This is a genomic window from Pseudomonas sp. GL_093, from assembly GCF_057837605.1.
On record NZ_CM174448.1, the window covers coordinates 3,272,448 to 3,294,684 of the forward strand.

General features: G+C 57.8%; 15 protein-coding genes. 9 read left to right on the plus strand and 6 right to left on the minus strand.

What is annotated here, in order from left to right; all coding sequences use genetic code 11:
* The first annotated feature begins 340 nt into the window (after nucleotides 1-340).
* Complete coding sequence (locus AC3IUE_RS15185; RefSeq protein ID WP_489268473.1) at nucleotides 341-2,677, plus strand: YVTN family beta-propeller repeat protein; 2,337 nt, start codon at nucleotides 341-343, stop codon at nucleotides 2,675-2,677.
* Nucleotides 2,678-3,137: 460 nt separating this feature from the next.
* The gene (locus tag AC3IUE_RS15190; protein ID WP_489268475.1) at nucleotides 3,138-3,500 is read left to right on the plus strand and encodes a DUF6124 family protein; all 363 of its coding nucleotides are present in this window, start codon (nucleotides 3,138-3,140) and stop codon (nucleotides 3,498-3,500) included.
* Nucleotides 3,501-3,727: 227 nt separating this feature from the next.
* Here AC3IUE_RS15190 and AC3IUE_RS15195 read toward each other — a convergent pair whose 3' ends face one another.
* Nucleotides 3,728-5,038, minus strand: a complete 1,311-nt coding sequence (locus AC3IUE_RS15195) for an MFS transporter (RefSeq protein ID WP_489268477.1) — start codon at nucleotides 5,036-5,038, stop codon at nucleotides 3,728-3,730.
* A 169-nt stretch (nucleotides 5,039-5,207) separates the two neighbouring features.
* Here AC3IUE_RS15195 and AC3IUE_RS15200 point away from each other — a divergent pair, with 169 nt between their 5' ends.
* The 4 genes from AC3IUE_RS15200 to AC3IUE_RS15215 all read left to right on the plus strand — a co-directional run bounded on the left by AC3IUE_RS15200 (nucleotide 5,208) and on the right by AC3IUE_RS15215 (nucleotide 10,981).
* Complete coding sequence (locus tag AC3IUE_RS15200; protein ID WP_489268479.1) at nucleotides 5,208-6,338, plus strand: sugar diacid recognition domain-containing protein; 1,131 nt, start codon at nucleotides 5,208-5,210, stop codon at nucleotides 6,336-6,338.
* 270 nt (nucleotides 6,339-6,608) lie between these two features.
* Entirely contained in the window at nucleotides 6,609-7,751 is a 1,143-nt protein-coding gene (locus AC3IUE_RS15205) for a glycerate kinase (protein ID WP_489268481.1), read from the plus strand.
* 375 nt (nucleotides 7,752-8,126) lie between these two features.
* On the plus strand, nucleotides 8,127-9,752 hold the full coding sequence (locus AC3IUE_RS15210; RefSeq protein ID WP_489268483.1) for a methyl-accepting chemotaxis protein: 1,626 nt from the start codon (nucleotides 8,127-8,129) through the stop codon (nucleotides 9,750-9,752).
* A gap of 41 nt (nucleotides 9,753-9,793) precedes the next feature.
* A complete protein-coding gene (locus AC3IUE_RS15215) occupies nucleotides 9,794-10,981 on the plus strand; it encodes a pyridoxal phosphate-dependent aminotransferase (RefSeq protein ID WP_056739878.1) in 1,188 nt (395 codons plus the stop codon).
* Nucleotides 10,982-11,107: 126 nt separating this feature from the next.
* Here AC3IUE_RS15215 and AC3IUE_RS15220 read toward each other — a convergent pair whose 3' ends face one another.
* From AC3IUE_RS15220 to AC3IUE_RS15240, 5 genes are all read right to left on the minus strand, one after another.
* Entirely contained in the window at nucleotides 11,108-12,085 is a 978-nt protein-coding gene (locus AC3IUE_RS15220) for a 2-hydroxyacid dehydrogenase (RefSeq protein ID WP_489268485.1), read from the minus strand.
* Nucleotides 12,086-12,106: 21 nt separating this feature from the next.
* Entirely contained in the window at nucleotides 12,107-13,405 is a 1,299-nt protein-coding gene (locus AC3IUE_RS15225; RefSeq protein ID WP_056739880.1) for an MFS transporter, read from the minus strand.
* A 103-nt stretch (nucleotides 13,406-13,508) separates the two neighbouring features.
* Nucleotides 13,509-14,495 (minus strand): sugar kinase, encoded by a 987-nt coding sequence (locus AC3IUE_RS15230; protein ID WP_489268487.1) that lies wholly within the window; start codon nucleotides 14,493-14,495, stop codon nucleotides 13,509-13,511.
* Nucleotides 14,488-15,270, minus strand: coding sequence for a sugar phosphate isomerase/epimerase family protein (locus tag AC3IUE_RS15235; RefSeq protein WP_489268489.1), 783 nt, complete (start codon nucleotides 15,268-15,270; stop codon nucleotides 14,488-14,490). Before AC3IUE_RS15235 ends, AC3IUE_RS15230 begins: the two co-directional genes overlap by 8 nt.
* Before the next feature lie 165 nt (nucleotides 15,271-15,435).
* A complete protein-coding gene (locus tag AC3IUE_RS15240) occupies nucleotides 15,436-16,461 on the minus strand; it encodes a LacI family DNA-binding transcriptional regulator (RefSeq protein ID WP_489268491.1) in 1,026 nt (341 codons plus the stop codon).
* 229 nt (nucleotides 16,462-16,690) lie between these two features.
* Here AC3IUE_RS15240 and AC3IUE_RS15245 point away from each other — a divergent pair, with 229 nt between their 5' ends.
* The 3 genes from AC3IUE_RS15245 (at nucleotide 16,691) to AC3IUE_RS15255 (ending at nucleotide 22,215) form a co-directional block, all read left to right on the plus strand.
* Nucleotides 16,691-17,497 carry a hypothetical protein gene (locus AC3IUE_RS15245; protein ID WP_489268493.1) on the plus strand — a complete coding sequence of 269 codons (807 nt, stop codon included), beginning with the start codon at nucleotides 16,691-16,693 and terminating at the stop codon, nucleotides 17,495-17,497.
* 166 nt (nucleotides 17,498-17,663) lie between these two features.
* Nucleotides 17,664-19,679, plus strand: coding sequence for a hypothetical protein (locus AC3IUE_RS15250; protein ID WP_489268495.1), 2,016 nt, complete (start codon nucleotides 17,664-17,666; stop codon nucleotides 19,677-19,679).
* Between the two features lie 115 nt (nucleotides 19,680-19,794).
* On the plus strand, nucleotides 19,795-22,215 hold the full coding sequence (locus AC3IUE_RS15255; RefSeq protein WP_489268497.1) for an autotransporter outer membrane beta-barrel domain-containing protein: 2,421 nt from the start codon (nucleotides 19,795-19,797) through the stop codon (nucleotides 22,213-22,215).
* Nucleotides 22,216-22,237: the final 22 nt, after the last annotated feature.

Consider the following 22,237-nt stretch of genomic DNA (forward strand, 5'->3'; position numbering starts at 1 on the left):
GCTTACCCTGCAGTTCTAAACTGCAGGGTGTTTCCCTCGCCAAACCCGATCGGTTGAACCCGTCAAACCCGTTTCCTCATCGGAAAAAGGGGGCGCATTTATGTGCGCCAGGCAAAGCTTGGTCGTCTGGGATTGACGGTGCAAGCCGTGATGAAATGGCGTAAGAAACCCAGCGGGTACTAACCCCCAGAAACGTTCGGGCGCTTCAACACCTCGAATGAAGGTCGGGGTAACCACTCGTCGCCACTGTCAGATCTGACAGTAGCCAGTCCGCCCCTGATCCCTGTGTGATAGCTCCAACCGCCGGACCCTCCCGGTCGTTCCACGAAGGAGCGTTTTCATGACCACCGAATCCACCAATACACTCGCTGAAACTTCGTCCGACAACACCGTTTTGGTGCTGTATCTGCCGTATGTGCTCGAAAGCACGATACCGGTGGAGGGGGGACATTGCGGTGTCTCTATACGGATTTATGACCTGTCCCCCATGGGCGCCAGGGTTAAGGTGGATGCGTACCAGGGGCAGGCACCGAACGATACCGTTGCGCTGAACCTGAACGGCCAACCAAACATCGCCAGTACGCAGACAGCATCCACGGATGATTCTGTCTTCCTGTACATTCCCAAAAATCTGCTGAGGCCCGAGTTCGTCAACCGCCTCACCTATACGGTGACCCGTGGCAGCCAGAACATGGGCACCTCCACGCCACCGCTGGAGATCTTGTACAACGCCATCCGCCCCGGTATCGAAGACCGCAAGCATGGCGACGATGGCCACTCTGAACTGAAACTGATTCTGCCCAAGGAAGTACTAGAAAACGGCATTGGCGCCGACCTCGCGGAGGAGGGTGTGGAGGTATGTTTCTCTTACCCTTACTGCCGGGCCTACGACAGAATCTTGTTGAACTGCAACGGCCAGGACGTCTACCGGTACGTCACGCCTGACGAAGCACCGGCCATTCCTTCTGCCGAGCCGACAAGGATTTGCGTCACCGTCGACAAAGCCGTTTTCGAACGCGCCGGTGATCATCCCCGGTTCGTGTTTTCGTACACCGTGACCGATCAGGTGGGAAACGGACCTGATACGGATTCGCCGTGGTCGGTTTCGTTGTTGGTGGATGTGTATCTCAAGACCAATCGGCTGGCGGCACCCAGACTTGCCGAAGACCCGGATGACCCCAGCGATGACCCGAAAACCATCGACCTCAGCAAACTCGGTAGCAAGGATCTGACCGTGTTGGTGTATGCCGATGCACCGCAGTGGCAATCCGATGACATCATTCGCGTGAAATACACGTCAACGCCGCCTGGCGGCCCGGCGGTGCCGCATCCCGTTGAAGCCACCGTTTCGGGGCTCCCGTTCACCTATAAATTGATGGTGCCCAATGCCGAGGTCATTGCCGACAGCGTGGTGAGGGTGATCTATGAGCAGGTCAGAAGTGGCGTGGTCATTGCCACGTCCAAAACGGCGACGGCGCAGGTGACGGGTGAGGCCGCAGGACAGCATGGCGTGCCGACCTTCATCAACGCGCCCTACACCATCGCCCCGGCTGGCCGGCTGAAGAACGTTGAGTTGCTTCTCAGTACCAGCAATAACACCCCCGTCCCTGGGGGCAAGCTCAGTCTGAATCTCCCGGCCAATTTCATGTATTCCGATGGCGGCAGCGGCCAGCGCGAGTTCATCACCGACGCTGTCGGCAGGCTCAGTGTCAGCCGCATCAAAGGCGCTCTCATCCCCGGCTCTTACAGTCTGAGCGCTATGAGTGGTGCTCAGGTCGCCAACGCAACCGTAACCGTTACGGGGCTGGGGCCGGTCGGTAGCTTCCCGGTCGGGAACGGTCCGTACGAGATCACCGTCAGCCCGGACGGTACCCGCGCTTATGTCAGCAACATAAATAGCAACACGGTCTCGGTGATTGATACGGCGACGAATCAAGTCCTGACGACCATCCCGGTCGGAAACAATCCGTACGGGATCGCCGTCAGCCCGGACGGTACCCGCGCTTATGTCTGCAACTCTGCTAGCCACACGGTCTCGGTGATTGATACGGCGGCGGATCGAGTCCTGACGACCATCCCGGTCGGGAACACTCCGAGGGGGGTTGTCGTCAGCCCGGACGGTACCCGCGCTTATGTCTGCAACGTGGCTAGCAACTCGGTCTCGGTGATTGATACGGCGACGAATCAAGTCCTGACGAACATCGGGATCGGGAGTCCGTACGGGATCGCCGTCAGCCCGGACGGTACCCGCGCTTATGTCAGCAGCGCTGGTAACCACACGGTCTCGGTGATTGATACGGCGACGAATCAAGTCCTGACGAGCATCCCGGTCGGAAACTATCCGAGCAGGATCGCCGTCAGCCCGGACGGTACCCGCGCTTATGTCAGCAACATAAATAGCAACACGGTCTCGGTGATTGATACGGCGACGAATCAAGTCCTGACGACCATCGGGGTCGGGGGCGCTCCGTACGGGATCGTCGTCAGCCCGGACGGTACCCGCACCTATGTCGGCAAATATACTAGCCATACGGTTGCGGTGATTGATACGGCGACGAATCAAGTCCTGACGAACATTGGGTTCGAGAATCCGTACGGGCTCGCCGTCAGCCCGGACGGTACCCGCGTTTATGTCTGCAACTTTAACCGCGCAACGGTCACGGTGATTAGGGTCTAATCAGGGACACCCATTAGCCGGTCTCGAGTAAGGCTAAAGAGAGATTAAGGGGACAGATCTATTTATCCCAGGAGATCTGTCTCTCCTATCGATTGAAAAGTGAGCAATGACTGAGTTGTTTAATCGACATCTCCAGATACTGATTCGGGCTACACATCCTTGCGCCGCTGCCTACGACTACGCCAGAATCCGCCGGCTTGTGCGCCTTGGGCCTGGGCTCTATCGTTTCACCCGTCGCTGAACAACAGCGATGGGGGTTTGGTAGCCCCGGGTAATCGTAAGGTGCTAAGCATCATGATTCGCAGCGTTTGTTCGTATCTGCATTATGGTGGTCATGCACAGGGCGTCTTCGGGCGCGCCGGTTTCCTTACGTCCCGGTCTACCAACCTGCGCATGGCCGCCACCCTCGTTTGGTAGCGAGAGTGATGGCTCCCTTTTAATGACGTAAGGAGTTTCATCTATGTTCAAAGTAACGCCCAATCCGCCAGAAACCGACGACGTTTCCCCGCACGAAACCCTCGACTCCAAAAAACTCCACGAAGCCGCCGACCGCGCCCTCGATCACTACCTCAAGCTGGCTGCCCACATCAAAGCCACCCCGCGCACACCTGGCACCATGTTCATCGTCAACCCGGAGCTCGATACCGAAACCCTGCTGGGCCATGCTTGCGAGTCGTTGGCATCAGCGAATGTCATGACCATGGATTTGGTGGACCATTTGGAGGGGGCGAGTCGCAATTCACTGTTGGGGATTGCGCAGATCATCATGCTGGGCGAACTGGCGGTGAATCGGGCGTTGGATAACATCGACCCGCAAGGGTAGCGACGAGCAGTAAAGCCAAAAAACGCGATCCGTAGCAGCTGGCGAAGCCTGCGTTCGGCTGCGCAGCAGTCGTAAAACCTGAGGTTGCGGTCTTCCTGAAACACCGCATCGTCTGATTTTACGACTGCTGTGCAGCCGAACGCAGGCTTCGCCAGCTGCTACGGATTGTGTCGTTCCTTAACTGATCGGCATTACCCGAAAGGGCCGTTTTTTGTTGTCGTCAAACCTTACACCCGCAACGCCCGCGTCATACGCAACGCCAACAAACTCCCGCAAACAATCACGCCCGCCAGCAGGTAAAGCGCGGCATCGGTCGACCCGGTGCTGTCCTTGACCCAACCCACCAGATACGGACTCAGGAACCCGGCCATCTGCCCCATGGAGTTGATCAACGCCAAACCACCCGCCGCAGCGCCCGCGCTGAGCAGCGCAGTCGGCACTGGCCAGAACATCGGCAGGCCGGTGAGGGCGCCCATGGTGGCGATGGTCAGGCCGAGGATGGCAATGGCCGGTGTAGTCGCAAAGTTCACTGCGATCAGCAAACCGACCGCACCCATCAGCATCGGCACCACCAAGTGCCAGCGGCGTTCTTTGCGCAGGTCCGCCGAGCGGCCGACCATCAACATGAACAGCGCCGCCAGCAGGTACGGAATCGCACTGAGCCAGCCAATCACCAGGTTATCGCTGAAGCCCAGGTTCTTGATGATCGACGGCAGCCAGAAGTTGATCGCGTAGACGCCGCTCTGGATGCAGAAATAGATCAGACCGAAGGCCCAGATCGCCGGGTTCTTGAACACCGCCAGCAGCGAATCGGTGGTGGTTTTCGGTTTGTTGGCCAGGTCTTCGGCGTGGTCGGCTTCCAGCACCGAACGCTCGAAGGGCGTGAGCCATTTGGCGTTGGCGTAACTGTCGCTCAACAGGAAGTAGGCGAGGGCGCCGAGGATCACGGTTGGGATACCTTGCAGCAGGAACATCCACTGCCAGCCCGCCAAACCCGCCTGGCCTGCGCCAAAGTGATTGAGGATCCAGCCGGAAAACGGGCTGCCGAGCAGGCCGGACACCGGGATCGCCGACATGAACAACGCCATGATGCGGCCACGGCGGAAGGTCGGAAACCACTGCGAAAGGTAGAGCACCACGCCCGGGAAAAACCCGGCTTCGGCCGCGCCGGTGAACAGGCGCAGGGTGTAGAACTCGGTCGGGGTGGTGACGAACAGCAAGCAGGTCGAGAGCGAGCCCCAGACGATCATCATCAGCGCGATCCAGCGGCGCGGCCCGAATTTGGTCAGGGCCAGGTTGCTGGGGACGCCGCACAACACGTAGCCGATAAAGAAGATCCCGGCCCCGAGGCCGTACACGGTTTCGCTGAATTTCAGTGCGTCGAGCATCTGCAGCTTGGCAAATCCAACGTTCACCCGGTCGAGGTAGTTGAACAGGTAGCAGATGAAGATGAAGGGAATCAAACGCAGGGTAATGCGTTTGTAGACGGCGTTTTTTTCGTCAACGATGGCCTGGGTAGCGGCGGCGCTCTGTGACATGGCGGGCTCTCTCTTTATTATGATTTTTTGCGATGCAAGGGTAACGTTGACCGCCCGGTGAGTCTCGGCCACCGCTTGGGTCATTGTCTTTGTGCCTGAGCACAGGGTTTGCCACCAAGGCCTGTGCGGGTGAACAATCCGCTCCATCACGCTTTCAAGGATCCCCGCTATGTTCGAACTCGATCACGACCTGGCCCAGGACATCGTCGACCGGGCGATGGCCATCCTGCCGTACAACGTCAACGTCATGGACAGCCAGGGCCTGATTCTTGGCAGCGGCGAACCTGAGCGGGTCAACACCCGGCATGAAGGCGCGCAACTGGTGCTGGCCAACGGGCGAGTGGTGGAGATCGACGCCCAGACATCGATTCATTTGAAAGGCGTTCAGCCGGGCATCAACTTGCCGCTGTTGCTTGATCAGCGCTTGATCGGCGTGCTGGGCATCACCGGTGAACCCGAGCAATTGCGCACCTACGCCGAACTGGTGCGGATGACCGCCGAGATGCTGGTCGGTCAACGTAATCAGCAGGCCGAACAGCAATGGCGGCGCCAGCGTTGCGACGATCTGCTGGCGTTGCTGCTCAGCGAGGCCGGGGATTCGCCGCGGTTGATCGATGAAGCGCAACAACTGGGGCTCAAGCCGCAGATGACGCGGGTGCCGTACCTGTTCGAGTTAGGGATGGAACACGGTCCGGGGCAAACCGTCGAGGCGCTCAGCGCCTGGTTGACCTCGCGCTACCCGGACAGTTGGTGCGTGAGTTCGGCCAAGTCCTCGTTGCTCTGGTGCCGACCGGCCGCGCAGGCGATCGAGAACGATCGGCTGCTGGAAAAACTCGACGGCCTCGGCTGGAACATTCTGCGCATCGCTGTGGGCGGGCAGGCCGATGGACTGTCGGGATTGCGTCGTTGCTACCGCCGCGTCGGTGACTTGCTGGCCTATGGGCGAGAGGTGTTGCCGCACTCCCGCTTGCTGACGCTCAACCGTTACCGGTTGCCGGTGATGCTCTGGCGGCACCGCAACGATGACGCGCTGGACGAGTTGCTCAAACCGCTGCGCAAAGTCATCGCCAAGGATGGCAACGGCCAACTGCTGGCGACTTTGCGCTGCTGGTGCGATCACGATGGTCAGAGCCAGGCGTGTGCCGATGCGCTGGGTATTCATCGCAATAGTCTGCGTTATCGGATGGAGCGGATTGCCGAGCTTAGTGGTGTTGATCCGCTAAGACTGGACGGAATGCTGGCGCTTTACCTCGGCGTCCAACTCCTCCCCCAAACTGATGCACCGAACACCAACCCGTAGCAGCTGCCGAGCCTGCGAGGCTGCGTTCGGCGGCGCAGCCGTCGTAAATTCTGCAAGCACGGTTTACCTGATGCTCCGCGGCGCATGATTTCACGACGGCTGCGCCGCCGAACGCAGCCTCGCTGGCTCGGCAGCTGCTACAAGGAATGTGTAGGGACAGATAGGTTTTGTGGAAATGAACAATAATCGTCATGGCCGCTTGTGCAGCGGACCGGCGTTATTGTGCTTGCCTGCTGGCAGCATGGAGCGCATTGGAACTGGAGAATTCGCATGAAAATCGTCATCGCCCCCGATTCGTTCAAGGACAGCCTGAGTGCCCAGGGTGTGGCTGATGCCATTGCTCTCGGGTTGGCGCAGGTTTGGCCTGATGCGCAACTGGTCAAATGCCCGATGGCTGACGGCGGGGAGGGGACCGTCGAGTCGATTCTGGCGGCGTGCGAGGGCGAACTGCGCAGCACCCCAGTTCGCGGGCCGCTCGGCGCGACGGTTGAGGCCGCCTGGGGCTGGTTGCCTCAGAGTCACACCGCGATTATCGAAATGGCCGAGGCCAGTGGCCTGCAACTGGTTCCGCCGGGCAAGCGTGATGCGTGCTTCAGCAGCACGTTCGGCACTGGTGAATTGATCCGCGCGGCGCTCGATGCCGGGGCGCAACGGGTCATTCTGGCGATTGGCGGCAGCGCCACCAACGACGGCGGGGCGGGTGCGATGCAAGCCTTGGGCGTCAAACTGCTCGACGCACACGGCCGAACACTGGCACCGGGTGGTCTGGCGCTTGGACAGCTGGCCCGCATTGATCTGAGTGAATTCGATCCGCGTCTGGCCGAGGTGCGATTCGACATCGCCGCCGACGTCAACAATCCACTGTGCGGCCCTCACGGTGCCTCAGCGATTTTCGGCCCGCAAAAAGGTGCATCCCCCGAGCAAGTCCAGCAACTGGATCGCGCGCTCGGGCACTTTGCAGAACGGTGCGCGCAAGTCCTGAACAAAGACGTTCGTGACGAACCGGGCAGCGGTGCGGCAGGCGGCCTGGGGTTTGCCGCCAAGGCGTTTCTGGGGGCGCAGTTCAAGGCCGGTGTTGAAGTGGTCGCCGAACTGGTCGGTTTGGACGATGCGGTCAAGGGCGCCGACCTGGTGATCACCGGTGAAGGTCGTTTCGACGCTCAGACCCTGCGCGGCAAGACGCCATTTGGTGTGGCGCGTATTGCACGGAAGCACGGCGTACCGGTGATTGTCCTCGCCGGGACACTGGGGGAGGGTTATCAAGCACTGTACGAACATGGCATCGATGCCGCATTTGCCTTGGCCAGTGGACCGATGACGCTGGAGCAGGCGTGTGCCGAGGCTCCGCGGTTGTTGCGGGAGCGGGCGAGTGATATTGCGCGGGTTTGGCGGGTGGCCGCTCGCAAAGCCTGAAGCCGTACGATCACCTGTAGCAGCTGCCGAGCCTGCGAGGCTGCGTTCGGCGACGAAGTCGTCGTAAACCCTGCGAACGCAGTTTTCCTGGCACACCACAGCGTCTGATTTCACGACGACTCCGTCGCCGAACGCAGCCTCGCAGGCTCGGCAGCTGCTACATGGAACCAGAGTGTTTCATGGGTGAAACACTCATAACCTCCTGAAATATATTTCTCAACTCCCCGCAAAAAACCTCATCCCCAGCCGATACAGCCAATAGGCCCACACAAACCTATTCCAACAGTGGCGCCAAACTGAAAGCGCGTGCGCCGCCGCCCGCCCTTCAGCGATCACGCAAGGATGCTCGTAGCCCCATCACCCGAGAATCATCCTATGTCACTGCGTAATCTGAATATCGCGCCTCGAGCTTTCCTGGGTTTTGCCTTCATTGCCTTGCTCGTCATCGTGCTGGGTGTGTTTGCCGTGAACCGCATGACGACCATCCACCAAGCCTCCATCGACATGGAAACCAAGCAGCTGCCCAGCGTCGGTTTTCTCGGCAACCTGACGGAAAACGTCCTGCGTCTGCGCATTCTCTCGTTCCGGGTATTGGTCAACCGTGATCCGGCTGCGTTGCAGGAAGCCCAGACGCGTATCGGCGTGCTGGTCGACAAGGTTCGCAGCGCACAATCCAGCTATGCAGCGTTGTCGGCCACCCCGGAAGAAGCCGCGCTGTACAAGACCTTCACGGCAACCCTGGACAGCTACATGCAAGCCCAGAACCAGATGCTGGAGCTGTCGCGGCAGAACAAGCTCGATGAGATGCGCACGCTGATCAACACCCGGATCAAGGAAGGTACGGACCAGATGGGCGAGCAGCTGAACAAACTGGTGGCGCTGAATAATGCCGATGCGAAAACCGCCTCGGCCGAAGCAGGCGAGCAGTACCGCAGCGCGATTACCGGCATCATCGTGGTGGCGGTGATTGCGGCGCTGATGACCGTGCTGCTGGCCTGGCTGCTGACCCGCAGCATCGTCACACCGCTGAACCGTGCATTGCAGGCGGCGCAAACCATTGCGGGCGGCAACCTGACCAACGTCATCGAGGTCGATGGCAAAGACGAACCGGCCCGTTTGCTCGGTGCCTTGTCCGCGATGCAGGCCAGCCTGCGCAAAACCATCGAACAGATCGCCGGTTCCGCCACCCAACTGGGTGCCGCCGCTGAAGAACTCAGCACGGTCACCCAAGAAGCGTCCCGTGGTCTGCAACAGCAGACCAACGAAATCGAACAGGCCGCCACTGCCGTCAACGAAATGACCGCTGCCGTGGAAGAAGTGGCGCGCAACGCGGTGTCGACGTCCGAAGCCTCGAACCAGTCGACCCAGGCGGCCCGCGAAGGTCGCGACCGGGTGGTGGAAACCGTCGGCGCGATCCAGACCATGACCCACGATGTACAAAACACCTCGGTGATGATCGAAGGCCTGGCCGCTCAGGGGCGCGACATCGGCAAGGTGTTGGACGTGATCCGCGCCATCGCCGAGCAAACCAACCTGCTGGCGCTGAACGCTGCAATCGAAGCCGCCCGTGCCGGTGAAGCCGGGCGCGGTTTTGCGGTGGTGGCGGACGAGGTCCGGGCGCTGGCCCATCGCACCGCGCAATCGACCCAGGAAATCGAAAAAATGGTCGCCGGCATCCAGAACGGCACCGGCCAAGCGGTCTCCTCAATGCAGCAAAGCAATCAACGCACCCAAAGCACCCTGGAAATGGCCCGCGCCGCCGGCGTTGCGCTGGAGCAGATCACTCAGTCGATCCAATTGATCAACGAGCGCAACCTGGTGATCGCCAGCGCGTCCGAAGAACAGGCCCAGGTGTCCCGCGAAGTCGATCGCAACCTGGTGAACATCCGCGACCTGGCCACTCAGTCCGCCGCTGGCGCCAACCAGACCAGCGCCGCGACGCACGAACTGTCGCGCCTGGCTGTGGATTTAAATGCCATGGTGGCGCGTTTCGTGATTTGAGATAGGGTTGAGGCTTGGAACCCGCGCGACTGGAGAATTACATGCGCTATTCAGCCTTGACCAAACGAATCGCCGGTGACGGCGCTGCGGCCTGGCAGATTCATGACCGAGCACTGGAATTAATCGAGCAGGGTGTTGATGTGCTGTTGCTATCGATCGGCGATCCCGACTTCGATACGCCGCAGCCCATCGTTCAGGCGTGCATCGATAGCTTGTTGGCCGGTGATACCCACTACCCGGCAATACGTGGCAGTCGGGGGTTGCGCGATAGCATTGCCAACCGTCATCGACGTCGCAGTGGTCAAGCGGTGGATGCGGATCATGTGATCGTGCTGCCGGGCGCGCAGTGTGCGGTGTATTCGGTCGCGCAATGCCTGCTCGACCCGGGCGATGAAGTGATCGTCGCCGAACCGATGTACGTGACCTATGAAGGTGTGTTCGGTGCCTGCGCGGCCAAAGTGGTGCCGGTGGCCGTGCGCCCCGAGAACGGCTTTCGGGTCGATCCGGCGGATGTCGCGGCGCTGATCACCCCCAAGACCCGCGCTATTTTGCTCAACAGTCCGAACAATCCTTCCGGCGCCAGTTTGCCGTTGATGGTCTGGCAGGAACTGGCATCGCTGTGTGTTCGTCACGACCTGTGGCTGATCAGCGACGAGGTCTACAGCGATCTGTTGTACGAAGGCGAGCACATCAGCCCGGCGAGCCTGCCGGGCATGGCCGAGCGTACGGCGACCATCAATAGCCTGTCCAAATCCCATGCCATGAGTGGTTGGCGAGTGGGCTGGGTGATCGGGCCGAAACCTTTGGCCGAACACTTGGTGCACCTGTCGTTGTGCATGCTGTTTGGCATTCCGGATTTCATTCAGAACGCCGCGCAATTGGCGCTGGATGAGGATCTGCCGGAAGTGGCGCTGATGCGTGAGGAGTATCGCCAGCGTCGCGACCTGGTGTGCGCGAGCCTGAGTGATTGCCCGGGCATCCGGCCGATCCGGCCTGATGGCGGGATGTTCGTGATGATTGATGTGCGCCAGACCGGATTGTGTGCCCAGAGTTTTGCCGAGCGGCTGCTGGAGGGTTATGGCGTGTCAGTGCTGGCGGGTGAAGCGTTCGGGCCGAGTGCGGCGGGGCATATTCGACTGGGGTTGGTGGTGGATCAGCTGAAGCTGGCGGATGCGTGCCGGCGGATTGCGTTGTGTGCGGCTGACCTTCTGGAGGCGCGTCGGGCCTGAAAGTTTGCGTTGTCATTGCCGGCCTCATCGCGAGCAAGCTCGCTCCCACACTGGATCTCCAGTGTTCACACAACCAATGTGGGAGCGAGCTTGCTCGCGATGGCTGACTGACAGGCACCGAATTTCTTAAGCTTTCCACGCCTGTGTATTCACCAGATTCGCCGGCCGCTCACCCGCCAGCGCCGCCAGCAGATTGTCCACCGCACACGTGGCCATCGCCTCCCGTGTCTCATGCGTCGCCGAGCCAATGTGCGGCGTCGCCACCACGTTGTTCAGCTGCAACAGCGGCGAGTCGGTGTTCAGCGGCTCGCGTTCGAACACATCCAGCCCCGCAGCGCGAATCTGCCCGTCACGCAAGGCCTGGATCAGCGCCGCCTCGTCCACCACCTTGCCCCGTGAAATGTTGATGAAGATGGTTTCGGGGCGCATCAGGGCAAACTGCTCGGCCCCGATCAGTCCTTCGGTTTCAGCCGTCAGCGGCAAGGTCAGGCAAACGAAATCAGCCTGCTGCAACAGCTCCGGCAAGCTTCGGTATTGCGCGTCGAATCGCTGTTCCACCGCCGGTTTCGGTGAGTGGCTGTGGTAGATAACCGGCATGCCAAAACCGAAATGCCCACGCTGGGCCAGGGCCTCACCGATCCGCCCCATGCCAATGATGCCCAGGGTTTTACCGTGCACATCGGTACCGAATTGCGCCGGGCCGATGTTGCGCTTCCACTGACCGGCGCGAACCATGTTCGCCAGTTCCACCACGCGCCGGGCGGTCGCCAGGATCAGCGCGAAACCGGTGTCGGCCGTGGTTTCGGTGAGCACGTCCGGAGTGTTGCTGAGCAGGATCCGTCGTTCGGTCAGGTAGTCGATGTCGTAGTTGTCGACCCCCACGGAGACGCTGGCAATGGCTTCCAGGTCAGGTGCCAGGTCCAATAATCCGGCATCGAGTTTCAGACTCGCACCGAGCAACCCGTGGGCACGGGGCAGGGCCTCGCGCAGTTTTGCCAGGCCGTCGGCATTGAGGTTGTCGATCAGCGTCACCTCGGTCTGCTCGTGCAGGCGAGCCATCAGCAGCGGCGAGAGTTTCTTGTACAGCACAACCTGCTTTTTCATCGTCATCATCTCAACTTCAATTCAGGAATGAGCAGCCGTCGACCGTTGCACAACGGCCTTGGCCACGACCCGGTCGCTGGCGCCGGGCTTGAGGAAAATCGTCAGCACCACCGAGAGCATCAACGCGCCGCTCATCAACAGATAAGAAGCACCCGGCGAGCCGGTGGAGCTGTTCAAGTAGCCCACCAGATACGAACCGCCAAACGAACCGAGCGCACCCATGCTGTTGATCAGCGCCATGGCGCCACCCGCGACGTTGGCCGGCAGGATTTCCGGGACGATGGCGAAAAACGGTCCATACGGCGCATACATGCAGGCACCCGCGATCACCAGCAAGGTGTAGGACCACCAGAAGTGTTCCGCACCCAAAGCGTAGGAACCGTAAAACGCAATTGAGGCGATCAGCAGTGGCGGCCAGACAAAGCGTTTGCGCTTCTGCAACTTGTCCGAGCCCCAGGACACCAGCAGCATGCCGATCACCGCCGCCAGATACGGCAGCGAGGAGAGCCAGCCGGCCTCGATCATGTCCATTTGCGCACCGGCCTTGAGGATCGACGGCAGCCACAGCACGAAACCGTAGACGCCAATGCTCCAGCAGAAAAACTGCAAGGCCAGGATGATCACCTTCGGCGAACGGAAGGCTTCGGCGTAGTTTTTCACCGCTTTGATGCCGACCTGTTCGGCCGCCAAAGCGCTTTGCAGATCCTGCTTCTCTTGATCGCTCAGCCACTTGGCTTGGGCGGGACGGTCATCGGCCAGACGCCACCAGATAAATGCCCAAAGCACCGCTGGCAAACCTTCGATGATGAACATCCAGCGCCAGCTGAAATGCTGCACCAGATACCCCGACACCACCGACATCCAGAGCATGGTCACCGGGTTACCGAGGATCAGGAACGTGTTGGCGCGCGAGCGTTCGGCACGGGTGAACCAATGGCACAGGTACACCAGCATCGCCGGCATCACCGCGGCTTCGACCACGCCGAGCATGAAGCGAATCACGACCAGCCAGTAGGCGTTGGAGACGATCCCGGTCAGCGTGGCCAGGCCACCCCAGAGAATCAGGCTGACGAAAATCAGCTTCTTCACGCTGTGCTTCTGGGCGTAGATCGCGCCCGGCACCTGGAAGAAAAAGTAGCCGAGGAAGAACAGCGCGCCAAGCATCGACGACAGTCCCGGCGTGATCATCAGGTCGGCGGCCATCCCGGAGGCGGCGGCGAACCCGTAGTTGGCGCGGTCCAGGTACGCCAGGCTGTAGGTGATGAACACGATCGGCATGATGTACCACCAGCGGCGGGCGGCGAGTGTTGCGGTTTTCATAGTGGTGCTCCTGAGCTTGTTGTTTTTGTCGCAGCAGGTAACGGGTTAAATCTTCAGTGATTGTTATGGCCTCTTCGCGAGCAGGCTCGCTTCCACAGGGGAATTACGTTGGAATGCGATCCAATGTGGGAGCGAGCCTGCTCGCGAAGGCGGCCTCAAATTCGGCGATCATTTCGGATCGATCGGGCAACCCCTCCATATCCCCACGGCTCTGTACCGCACGGCTGCCAATCCAGTTGGCACGCTTCACGGCGTCGGCAAAGCTGTGGTTTTCCAGCAGGGCGCTGATCATGCCGACGGCAAATCCATCGCCGGCACCGACGGTATCGACCACCGTTTCCACCGGCACGCCCGCCACGAAACCCTGGTCCAGATGAGTGCGGTAATACGCCCCGTGCGGGCCCAGTTTGATCGCCACGGCTTCGGCGCCTTGATCGAGGTAAAACGCCGCAATGTCGGCCGGGTCTTCGAAACCGGTCAGCAAGCGGCCTTCACTCAACCCCGGCAGCACCCAATGGGCGAGGGCGGCGAGGCGGTTGATCTCGCTAATCATCTGTTGCTCGCTGGCCCACAGGCTCGGGCGCAGGTTCGGGTCGAAGGACACGCTGCGCCCGGCATCGCGCATGCGGGTCATCAATTCGAAAGACATTTCCCGAGCCGTTTCGGACAGCGCCGGCGGAATACCAGTGGCGTGCAAGTGCCGGGCGTTCAGTAATTCAGGCGCGATCGACTGCCGCGACAGATGACTCGCCGCCGACCCACGGCGGAAATACTCGACCACCGGATCGCTGCCATCGTCGGTGCGTGACTTGAGTTGAAAACCAGTCGGGTGCTCGGTGTCGATGGCAACGTTGCGGCAATCCAGACCTTCTTTTTCCAGGGTGTCGATCACGAACCGTCCCAGCGAATCAGCGCCCACCCGGCTCAGCCAGGCCACGTTAAAACCCAACCGCGACAAGCCAATGGCGACATTGCTGTCAGCCCCGGCAATGCGTTTGTGGAATTGGCCAATGTCGGCCAAATCACCGTTGTGTTCGGCGACGAACATCGCCATGGTTTCGCCGAACGAGAGAATATCGATCTCAGACATGAGCGCTCTCCAACCGGGTTTGACCGAGGCGGGCGAGGGTGGCGACATGCTCGGTAGTCAACTGCACCAGGTCGTCGCCTTGCAGCGGATATTCCGCCGCCCGCATCACGCCTTGGGCCATGTGCCGCAGCAGTTGTTCCCACAGATGCAGGTCGCTGGCGGCCGGCGGTATGGCGACCAGTTTTCCGTCGGCCCGGCGCGTGACGGCTTTGCAGTGCACATAGCCGACGTGACGACCTAGCAACCGCGCGGCGCTGGCGGCGGACTGGTCTTGCCAGTGCCAGTTGCCGATGTCGAAGGTCATTTTGACCGGCAGGTTGTGTTGCTCGATTTCAGTGAAAAAGCGCTGGAATGGCTCGATGCGGCCACCGTGCAGGGTTTGATCATTTTCCACCAACAACTGCACAGCGCTTTTGCCCAGCACACGGGACAAGGTCTGGAGGTCGCTGTTGTCGGTGAAATAACCCAGGGACACTTTCAGCCATTTGGCTCCGAATGCCTGCGCGCGCTGCAACGCAGAGATCAGTTCGGGATTGGGTTTGGACTGGCCGGCCAGCCACAATTCCATCGGCGAGGAATACACGCTTTCGAGGCCTTGGGCCTGAGTGGCGTCAGCCAGTTGCGTGGGGTCTTCGACAGTCAGCAGTTCCTCGCGCCATTCGATGCGCGTGGCGCCCGCGGCGGCCAACACGTCGATAAACGATCCCTGGCCGCGTTGGCGAACAAGGTCGGCGCCGTAGCTCGACAGGCTGATGGAAACGGGTGGTTTATTCATTGTTGTATACCTCTGAAACCGGTTTCATTTTTGTTCAAAAAAATCCATGGCAGAAAGATGCGGCGTTCTTTAGGTCCCCATCGCGAGCAAGCTCGCTCCCACAGGTTTTGTGAACACCACAGATCCCCTGTGGGAGCGAGCTTGCTCGCGATGAGGCCATAACATTCACTGAAAATCTCCAAGAGTCGACCCACGCACAATCAACTTCGCCGAAAAATCCAGGGTCCGCACCGGCCCGTCATCACCGCGCAAACGCTTGAGCAAACACTCGAACGCACTGGCGCCAATTTCGGCCGTCGGTTGGGCGAGGGCGGTGATCCCGCTGCCGACCAACGGATACCAATCCAGATCATCGAGGGCGATCAGGCCGACGTCCTCGAACAGATTGCACTTCAGTTCACGCAACGAATGGGTGCTGGCCAGCGCGGCGATTCCGTTGGCGCAGAACAGCGCTTTCTGGCCGGGGCCGGGCGTTTCGAGGAAGGTTTTCAGCTGGGCGGTGAGTTCGCTGCCGGTTTCGAGGAGGGTGCCGCGCAGGGTAGGGCGTTGTTCGATCTGCGCCTTGAAACTGCTGACCCGTTCGATCCGCGAACTGGTGCCGTCAAACGGCTCGGTCACCAACAGCACATCGCGATAGCCGCGTTCTTGCAAATGGGCGAGGGCCATTTCAACGGCGGCAGGATTGTCCAGCCCGACCAGATCGCTGTCGAGCTGCTCGACCTTGCGATCCACCAGTACCAGCGGCATTTCCCGGTGCAGCTCACGCAACTCATCGCGGTGATGGCCGAGGGTGTTCACGATCAAGCCTTCGATGTTGTAGGAGCGCAGCAGGGCCAGGTGCTGGCGTTCCTGCTCGTCATCGCGATCGGTGTTGCACACCACCAGGCTGTAGCCGTGCTGACGGCAGGCGGTTTCCACCCCGTGCATCACGGCAATCGAATAAGGGTTACGGATATCGGCCACCAGCATGCCGATCAGGCGGGTTCGCCCGCGTTTCAGGCCGCGGGCCATCTGGTTCGGGCGATAGCCGAGTTCGGCGATTGCCTGCTCGATGCGCAAGGCAATGGCATCGGAGAGCAGGGCGCGGTCATCGCCGATGAAGCGCGAGACGCTGGCCTTGGAGACCTTGGCATGTTCGGCGACGTCGAGCATCGTCACGCGGCTGCGTTGGGCGGCGGAGAAATCGTTCAAAGGACTGACCTTATTTTTGTAGGAGCGTCTGAAACCGGTTTCAGGAAACACGATAAACCTGACTGTCGTCAAGCAAGTCTTCTCTAGAGCTTTACGCGGTTTCCGACAGGCGGTAGCAATACCTGTCAGATTTGACAGTAGGCAGTTTAAGGGAATCGGCGCTCAATATCTGAAAACGCCTTCAACAAGAAATAGGCACTGAGAACACTACACAGAGCGAGAATCTGCGATGCCACGATCCAATGAACAAGTCACCGCTGCGGATTTGCGGATAGATGGTGTCAGCGAATCCGATCCAGCAGGCCGGATCCCCTGGGAGCAACTGATCAATGGGACGACTATCAGGATTCCTCGATGGGATCGTTTTCCGGATCGGCCTGGGCGTTTTACGATTCTTCACATCTATTGGACACAAAACAGTGTTGAAGAAGAAATATATACGCAGACATACACACAGGTAGACGACAAACCGGAGTTTACGTTTCCACTGACTCCGCAAAGAATGAGCGTGGATGGGGTCGCTTTTATTCAGTATGTACTTGAAGGGTTTGATGGGAATGAAGATCCATCTCCTATAAAGACACTGACGATTGATCATACTTTCGTACCGTCCCTTAAAAGTCCCGGCTTTCCGGATGCCAGTATTTGGGGGTATATAAACTGCACGCCTCGTTACCCGGAAAGCCCGCCTGTTTGGGAGAAAATCAGACTGCAAATATCGGCTGAACTCATTTTCAGAGAATTTGACGAGTTTGTGTTGGAATGGCAGGGCTTTTCCACACTCAATGGCTCACCGCCGGCGTTAACCCCATTACACGAGCTACGCAGAACATTAAGTGAAAGCGATGCGGAGAATGGTTTTGTCTTTGATATACCTTTCGATCCCTACGTAAGACCAATGTTTGATAATGATTCAGGCATTGCGCGATATACGATTGTTAGAAGCGGTGTGCCGGTTGCGAAATCTTACGATGGCCTTGTGAAAATAGATCGAATTATAAGTGGTGAGAGCATTCCCTGTGGTGGTGCACCATGAGATAGAAAACGATTGTCCTTTCATTGGTTTTTGTTGTGCCGTTGTGATTGCTAGAAAAGTGGTCTGTCTCCTGGTGAAAGTTATTGATGAGTTTTCGTGCTGTTCTCGTCGAGCTGTTAGCGTGCCGGGATTGATTTGACTTGGATATTTTGTTCGGAGAAGAAAAATGACTATTCAAGAGAAATTCGGTAAAGCAAAAAAGTTAACATCCCAGGAAATCGCCAAGCGTGCTCGTTTGGCGTTGCGCACGTCTACGGTTAACGTAGGCATTATGGCCGATGCTCCAATAATTGTTGGAAAGATTGTCGACGATCTGATTCCAAAAGCGATTCTGGATCCGGGGCCGATGACTGTAAGATTCGACACTAAAACAATCGCTGTTCCTCACGACCTTGATGGATGGGCGCTTTTCCAGCGCAAAGGAACGTCAGGAACTCCCGTATTAGTTGGCGAGGATGACTTTGGGGGAGTAACAAGCCGGCCAGAGTTTCTTGATGTTCCGGTGGCTACCACTGCGCTTGTCGATGATGATCGGACAAAGATCTCAACGACTTACCAGTATCAGTTTATCTTTTATAAAGGCAGTGATGGTAATCCGGATTTTTTGCCATGGGTGACGGCGGAGATTGATCGTACTGCTCCTGAACAGGATAAAACTTCCGGTACCAAGTTTAAGCCGGACGCAGTTCTTTTCCAAAACCTGCCGGCGCGCGGGACGATTGACGATGATTGGCTGAGAGATAACACGCAGCTTTCTCTAACCGTCAATACAGGTTATGAGTTTTATCGTCCGGATGATGTGATTGATGTCTATATCGACACTAACTATGGAGCTGGTACACCTGTCCATAGTCAAGCGTTGACCTCGTCCACTGTGAATATTCCACGGGATCAGCTTCCAAAACTCGATTCGCTTTATTTTATCTGGTACGTATTGCGTGATGTGGTGGGTAATGAAAGTGACCCCGCTCTTTCGGGCTCATTTAATGTTCGACGTCTTCCGCCACCTTCGTTGATCGATTGTGTAATTCCTAAGGGTATTTCGCCAGATGTCATTGATCTTGAGGATCTTGAAACCCCTGTTTTTGTGAATGTGCCATATACCACTAACGGCCAGGAGAACGATCGGATTATCCCGACAGTCACCAATGGAACATTGCCGATTTCTCTGGGTAGTCAGCCCTTGGGGACGGCACCAAGAACCCTGCAGTTCCCGATCTCCACCAGCCGATTGTTGGCACTTTGGGGCAGTGCTACAGCGGCAGTGCCGATTGTCGCCAGTTATCAATTTTCTCGTGGCCTGGAACCGTTACGGCCCTCTACCAACACCGATTCCGCCCTCGATTTTAGCTACCGAGGTCCGGTAAATCCGGTTTTCCCTGGAAGGGAAAACCCCAATATGACCAAGGTTACCGTTGTAGGTCCGAGTAACACGCCAAACCACATTATTGCGGATGACCGAGGTGAGGACGCGGACATTAGTACACCCATGATTACTGCCCCCATAACCTGGACACCAACCGGCGATGAAACTGCAAGGCTTTGGTTCAACGGGGTGGCGGTAGACAGTCAGTTGCTACCGGCCGGTCCAGCAACGCCGTTGACCTTTACGATCGATCCTGCCGTGATTGATGCAGCAGGTCCAGGTACAAAAATCGCTTATTGGACGATCGAAGAGACGGGTGGCCGTAATGTGATCAAATCGCCTGACACAGAAGTGATCATCGATAACGTTCGGGTTTCTCTGCCCCCACCAACAGTCCGTTTGTTCAATGGATTCGTGTCATGCCGGTACCTGGCTTTCCCCAATTTTGAGTTGCCAGTGACGGTTACGATTGATCCGACTTACATGCCGACAGGCACAGTCGTAACGTTAAAATCTGTGGGTACTGAGGATGCACAAGGCCTGGTACCCATTGCGGGTACCGATTTCAGTAAGGATTACCCAATCAGCGGCTCCGAAACAGGTGGTGTTTTTGTAGAGAACATCCAGCCATACTTGACGAAATTGAAACCCATTCAGCCACCGCGCAGCTCCGGCTTGCCTAATGGATATATAAAAATCTGGTATGAAGTCACCATTTTTGGTGTGCCGACTCCATCAGTGAGTTTCCTCAACGAAGTTTCGTTACTGAATGACAGTGGTAATTACTGTGAGGGTAGTCCAACCAATGGACTCTGAATGAGTGTTTGCCGGGGGAGTACGCTCTCCCGGTATTTTTCCTATTACAGTAGGTAACATATTCCTACTGTTTTCCAGATTATTCCTACATACCAGGGTTGCGCATAGTTGTAGTGTGCCGGCGTTTACGGTCGGCATCCGGTCGTTCGCACATTCATTTCTTCGTTCTTCAGGGAACAAAAAATCGGAAAACTCTATTATGTGGTCAAAAAAAGATGCCACCCAAATAACGATGATGAAAATGTGGTTGGGTGGTTCCTCGCTGAGTTTTTTTTCATTGTTGATGTCTCAGACCGTAAACGCCGGAACATTGGTAGGCGGCACTCAAACAATTACAAATGGCTACAACGTGGAGCAATGGGTTCTTTCTCAAAATGCTACGTTGAACGTCGACGGGGCTCAGACGCTCAATGTCACCGCGTTTGAATCGACGTTGAATGCGAGTGGTGCAGTGACTCAACAGATCTCGGCCAGTCGCGGGTCTACGGTCAGCCTGATCAACACGATTGTAGTTGGAGGTAATGCACGTGCGGGACTGGAACTCGCCAACAGTACTGCCACGATCAGCGGCAGTGCAATCAGCGGCAATCGGCTGGGCTTGCAGGTGGGACATGCTGTCGGCACGAACACTGGCTCCAGTGCCACACTGACAGGCAGCAGCGTCATCGGTGTAACGGGAGGCGCTCGCGTAACGGCCTTCAGCACACTTGCGCTGGACAAGTCGACGCTAGAGGGTACGGGGACCGGCAGTACCGGTCTCACTTTGCTCAGTGGTGCAGCGTCTGCGGTCAATGGCACACACATTATTGGCGCACAAAACGGCGTGACATTGGGATTGGAAGGTGCGGGTTTACCGGCCAGTCAATTGCGAGTGGATCAATCGAGTGTCGAAGGCAAGAGCGGCGCAGCCATCGTAGTCGACAACGCCGGCATATCGGCGCCCGTATCTCGAATTGATGTTCTCAATGGGTCAACACTGACCGGTAGTAACGGAACGATTCTGGACGTCAGGGGCGCGAGCGATGCTGCACTTAACGTAGAGCACAGTGCCCTGACAGGCAGTGTCCGGGTGTCTGATAACAGCAATACTGCATTGAGTTTTACCCGCGCTTCGCTGATAGGAGATGTGAGCGCTGATGCGGGTAGCACTGCGACTGTCGCGCTACAGCAGGCTTCGCAGTTGAGCGGTGTCATGAATAATGTCGGCACGGTTGGCATTGATGCCACGTCCAGGTGGAATCTGACGGGCAACAGCCAGGTCGGTGACCTTGTGCTGAACGGTGGCACGGTGAAACTGGGTGCTGATAACGATTTTTTCCAATTGAGTGTCCATAACCTGTCCGGAAGCGGTTTGTTTGAGATGGGGGCCAACTTCACGACAAATCAAAGTGATTTTCTAAATGTCACCGGTACCGCAACCGGTGATCATCAATTGCTGATTGCCAGTACCGGCAGCGAACCAGCCAGCGGCCAGCCCATCCAGGTTGTTCACACCGCAGGTGGGGATGCCCGATTCTCGTTGGCCAATGCTGAGGGTCAAGTTGATCTGGGGACGTTTTCCTATGGGTTGAAACAGGGCGGAACCGGCAATGACTGGTTCCTGGATCCTGAAAGTCGCACGATCAGCCCCTCCACTCGTGCAGTGACGGCTTTGTTTAATACCGCTCCAACCGTTTGGTACGGTGAATTGACCTCATTGCGCAGCCGTATGGGGGAACTGCGTTTCAACCCGGACAAATCAGGCGCGTGGCTCAGAGCCTATGGCAACAAGTACAACGTCAGTGACGCTTTTGGCGATGGCTACCGACAATCCCAGCAAGGTTTTACATTGGGCGCCGATGCTCCCCTGCATTTGGGTGACGGGCAGTGGTTATTGGGGGTAATGGCCGGTCATAGTTCCGCTGATCTGGATTTGCACCTTGGCACATCCGGTACGATTAAAAGCTACTACGTGGGTACTTACCTGACCTGGATGGATGACGTCAGTGGCTACTATGTCGACAGCGTGCTCAAACTCAATCGGTTCCAGAACGATGCCAAGGTCGGGATGACTGACGGCAAACGTTCCAAAGGCGACTATGACAACAGCGCGATCGGTGGCTCTGTGGAAGTGGGGCGCCATATCAAGTTGGAAAAAGGCTACTTCATTGAACCTTTCACTCAGTGGTCCGCGGTGGTAATTCAGGGCAAGGATTACAAACTGGATAATGGTTTGCAGGCCGAAGGCGATCGTACACGCTCCTTGCTCGGCAAAGCCGGGGTCACAGTCGGGCGTGATTTGCAGCTGAATGGCGGTACTAAATTACAGCCTTATGTTCGAGGGGCATTCGCCCATGAGTTTTCGACGAACAACGAAGTCAAGGTCAACAATAACGTGTTCAACAATGATCTTTCAGGGTCGAGGGCTGAGGTCGGGGCGGGCATTGCAATCAATCTGTCGGAACGTTGGCAGGCGCATGCAGAAATTGAATACATGAATGGTAAGAATATTGAAATGCCAATGGGAGGCACTGTGGGCGTGCAATTCAAGTGGTAAAGGGCTGTTACGCATACCCAGG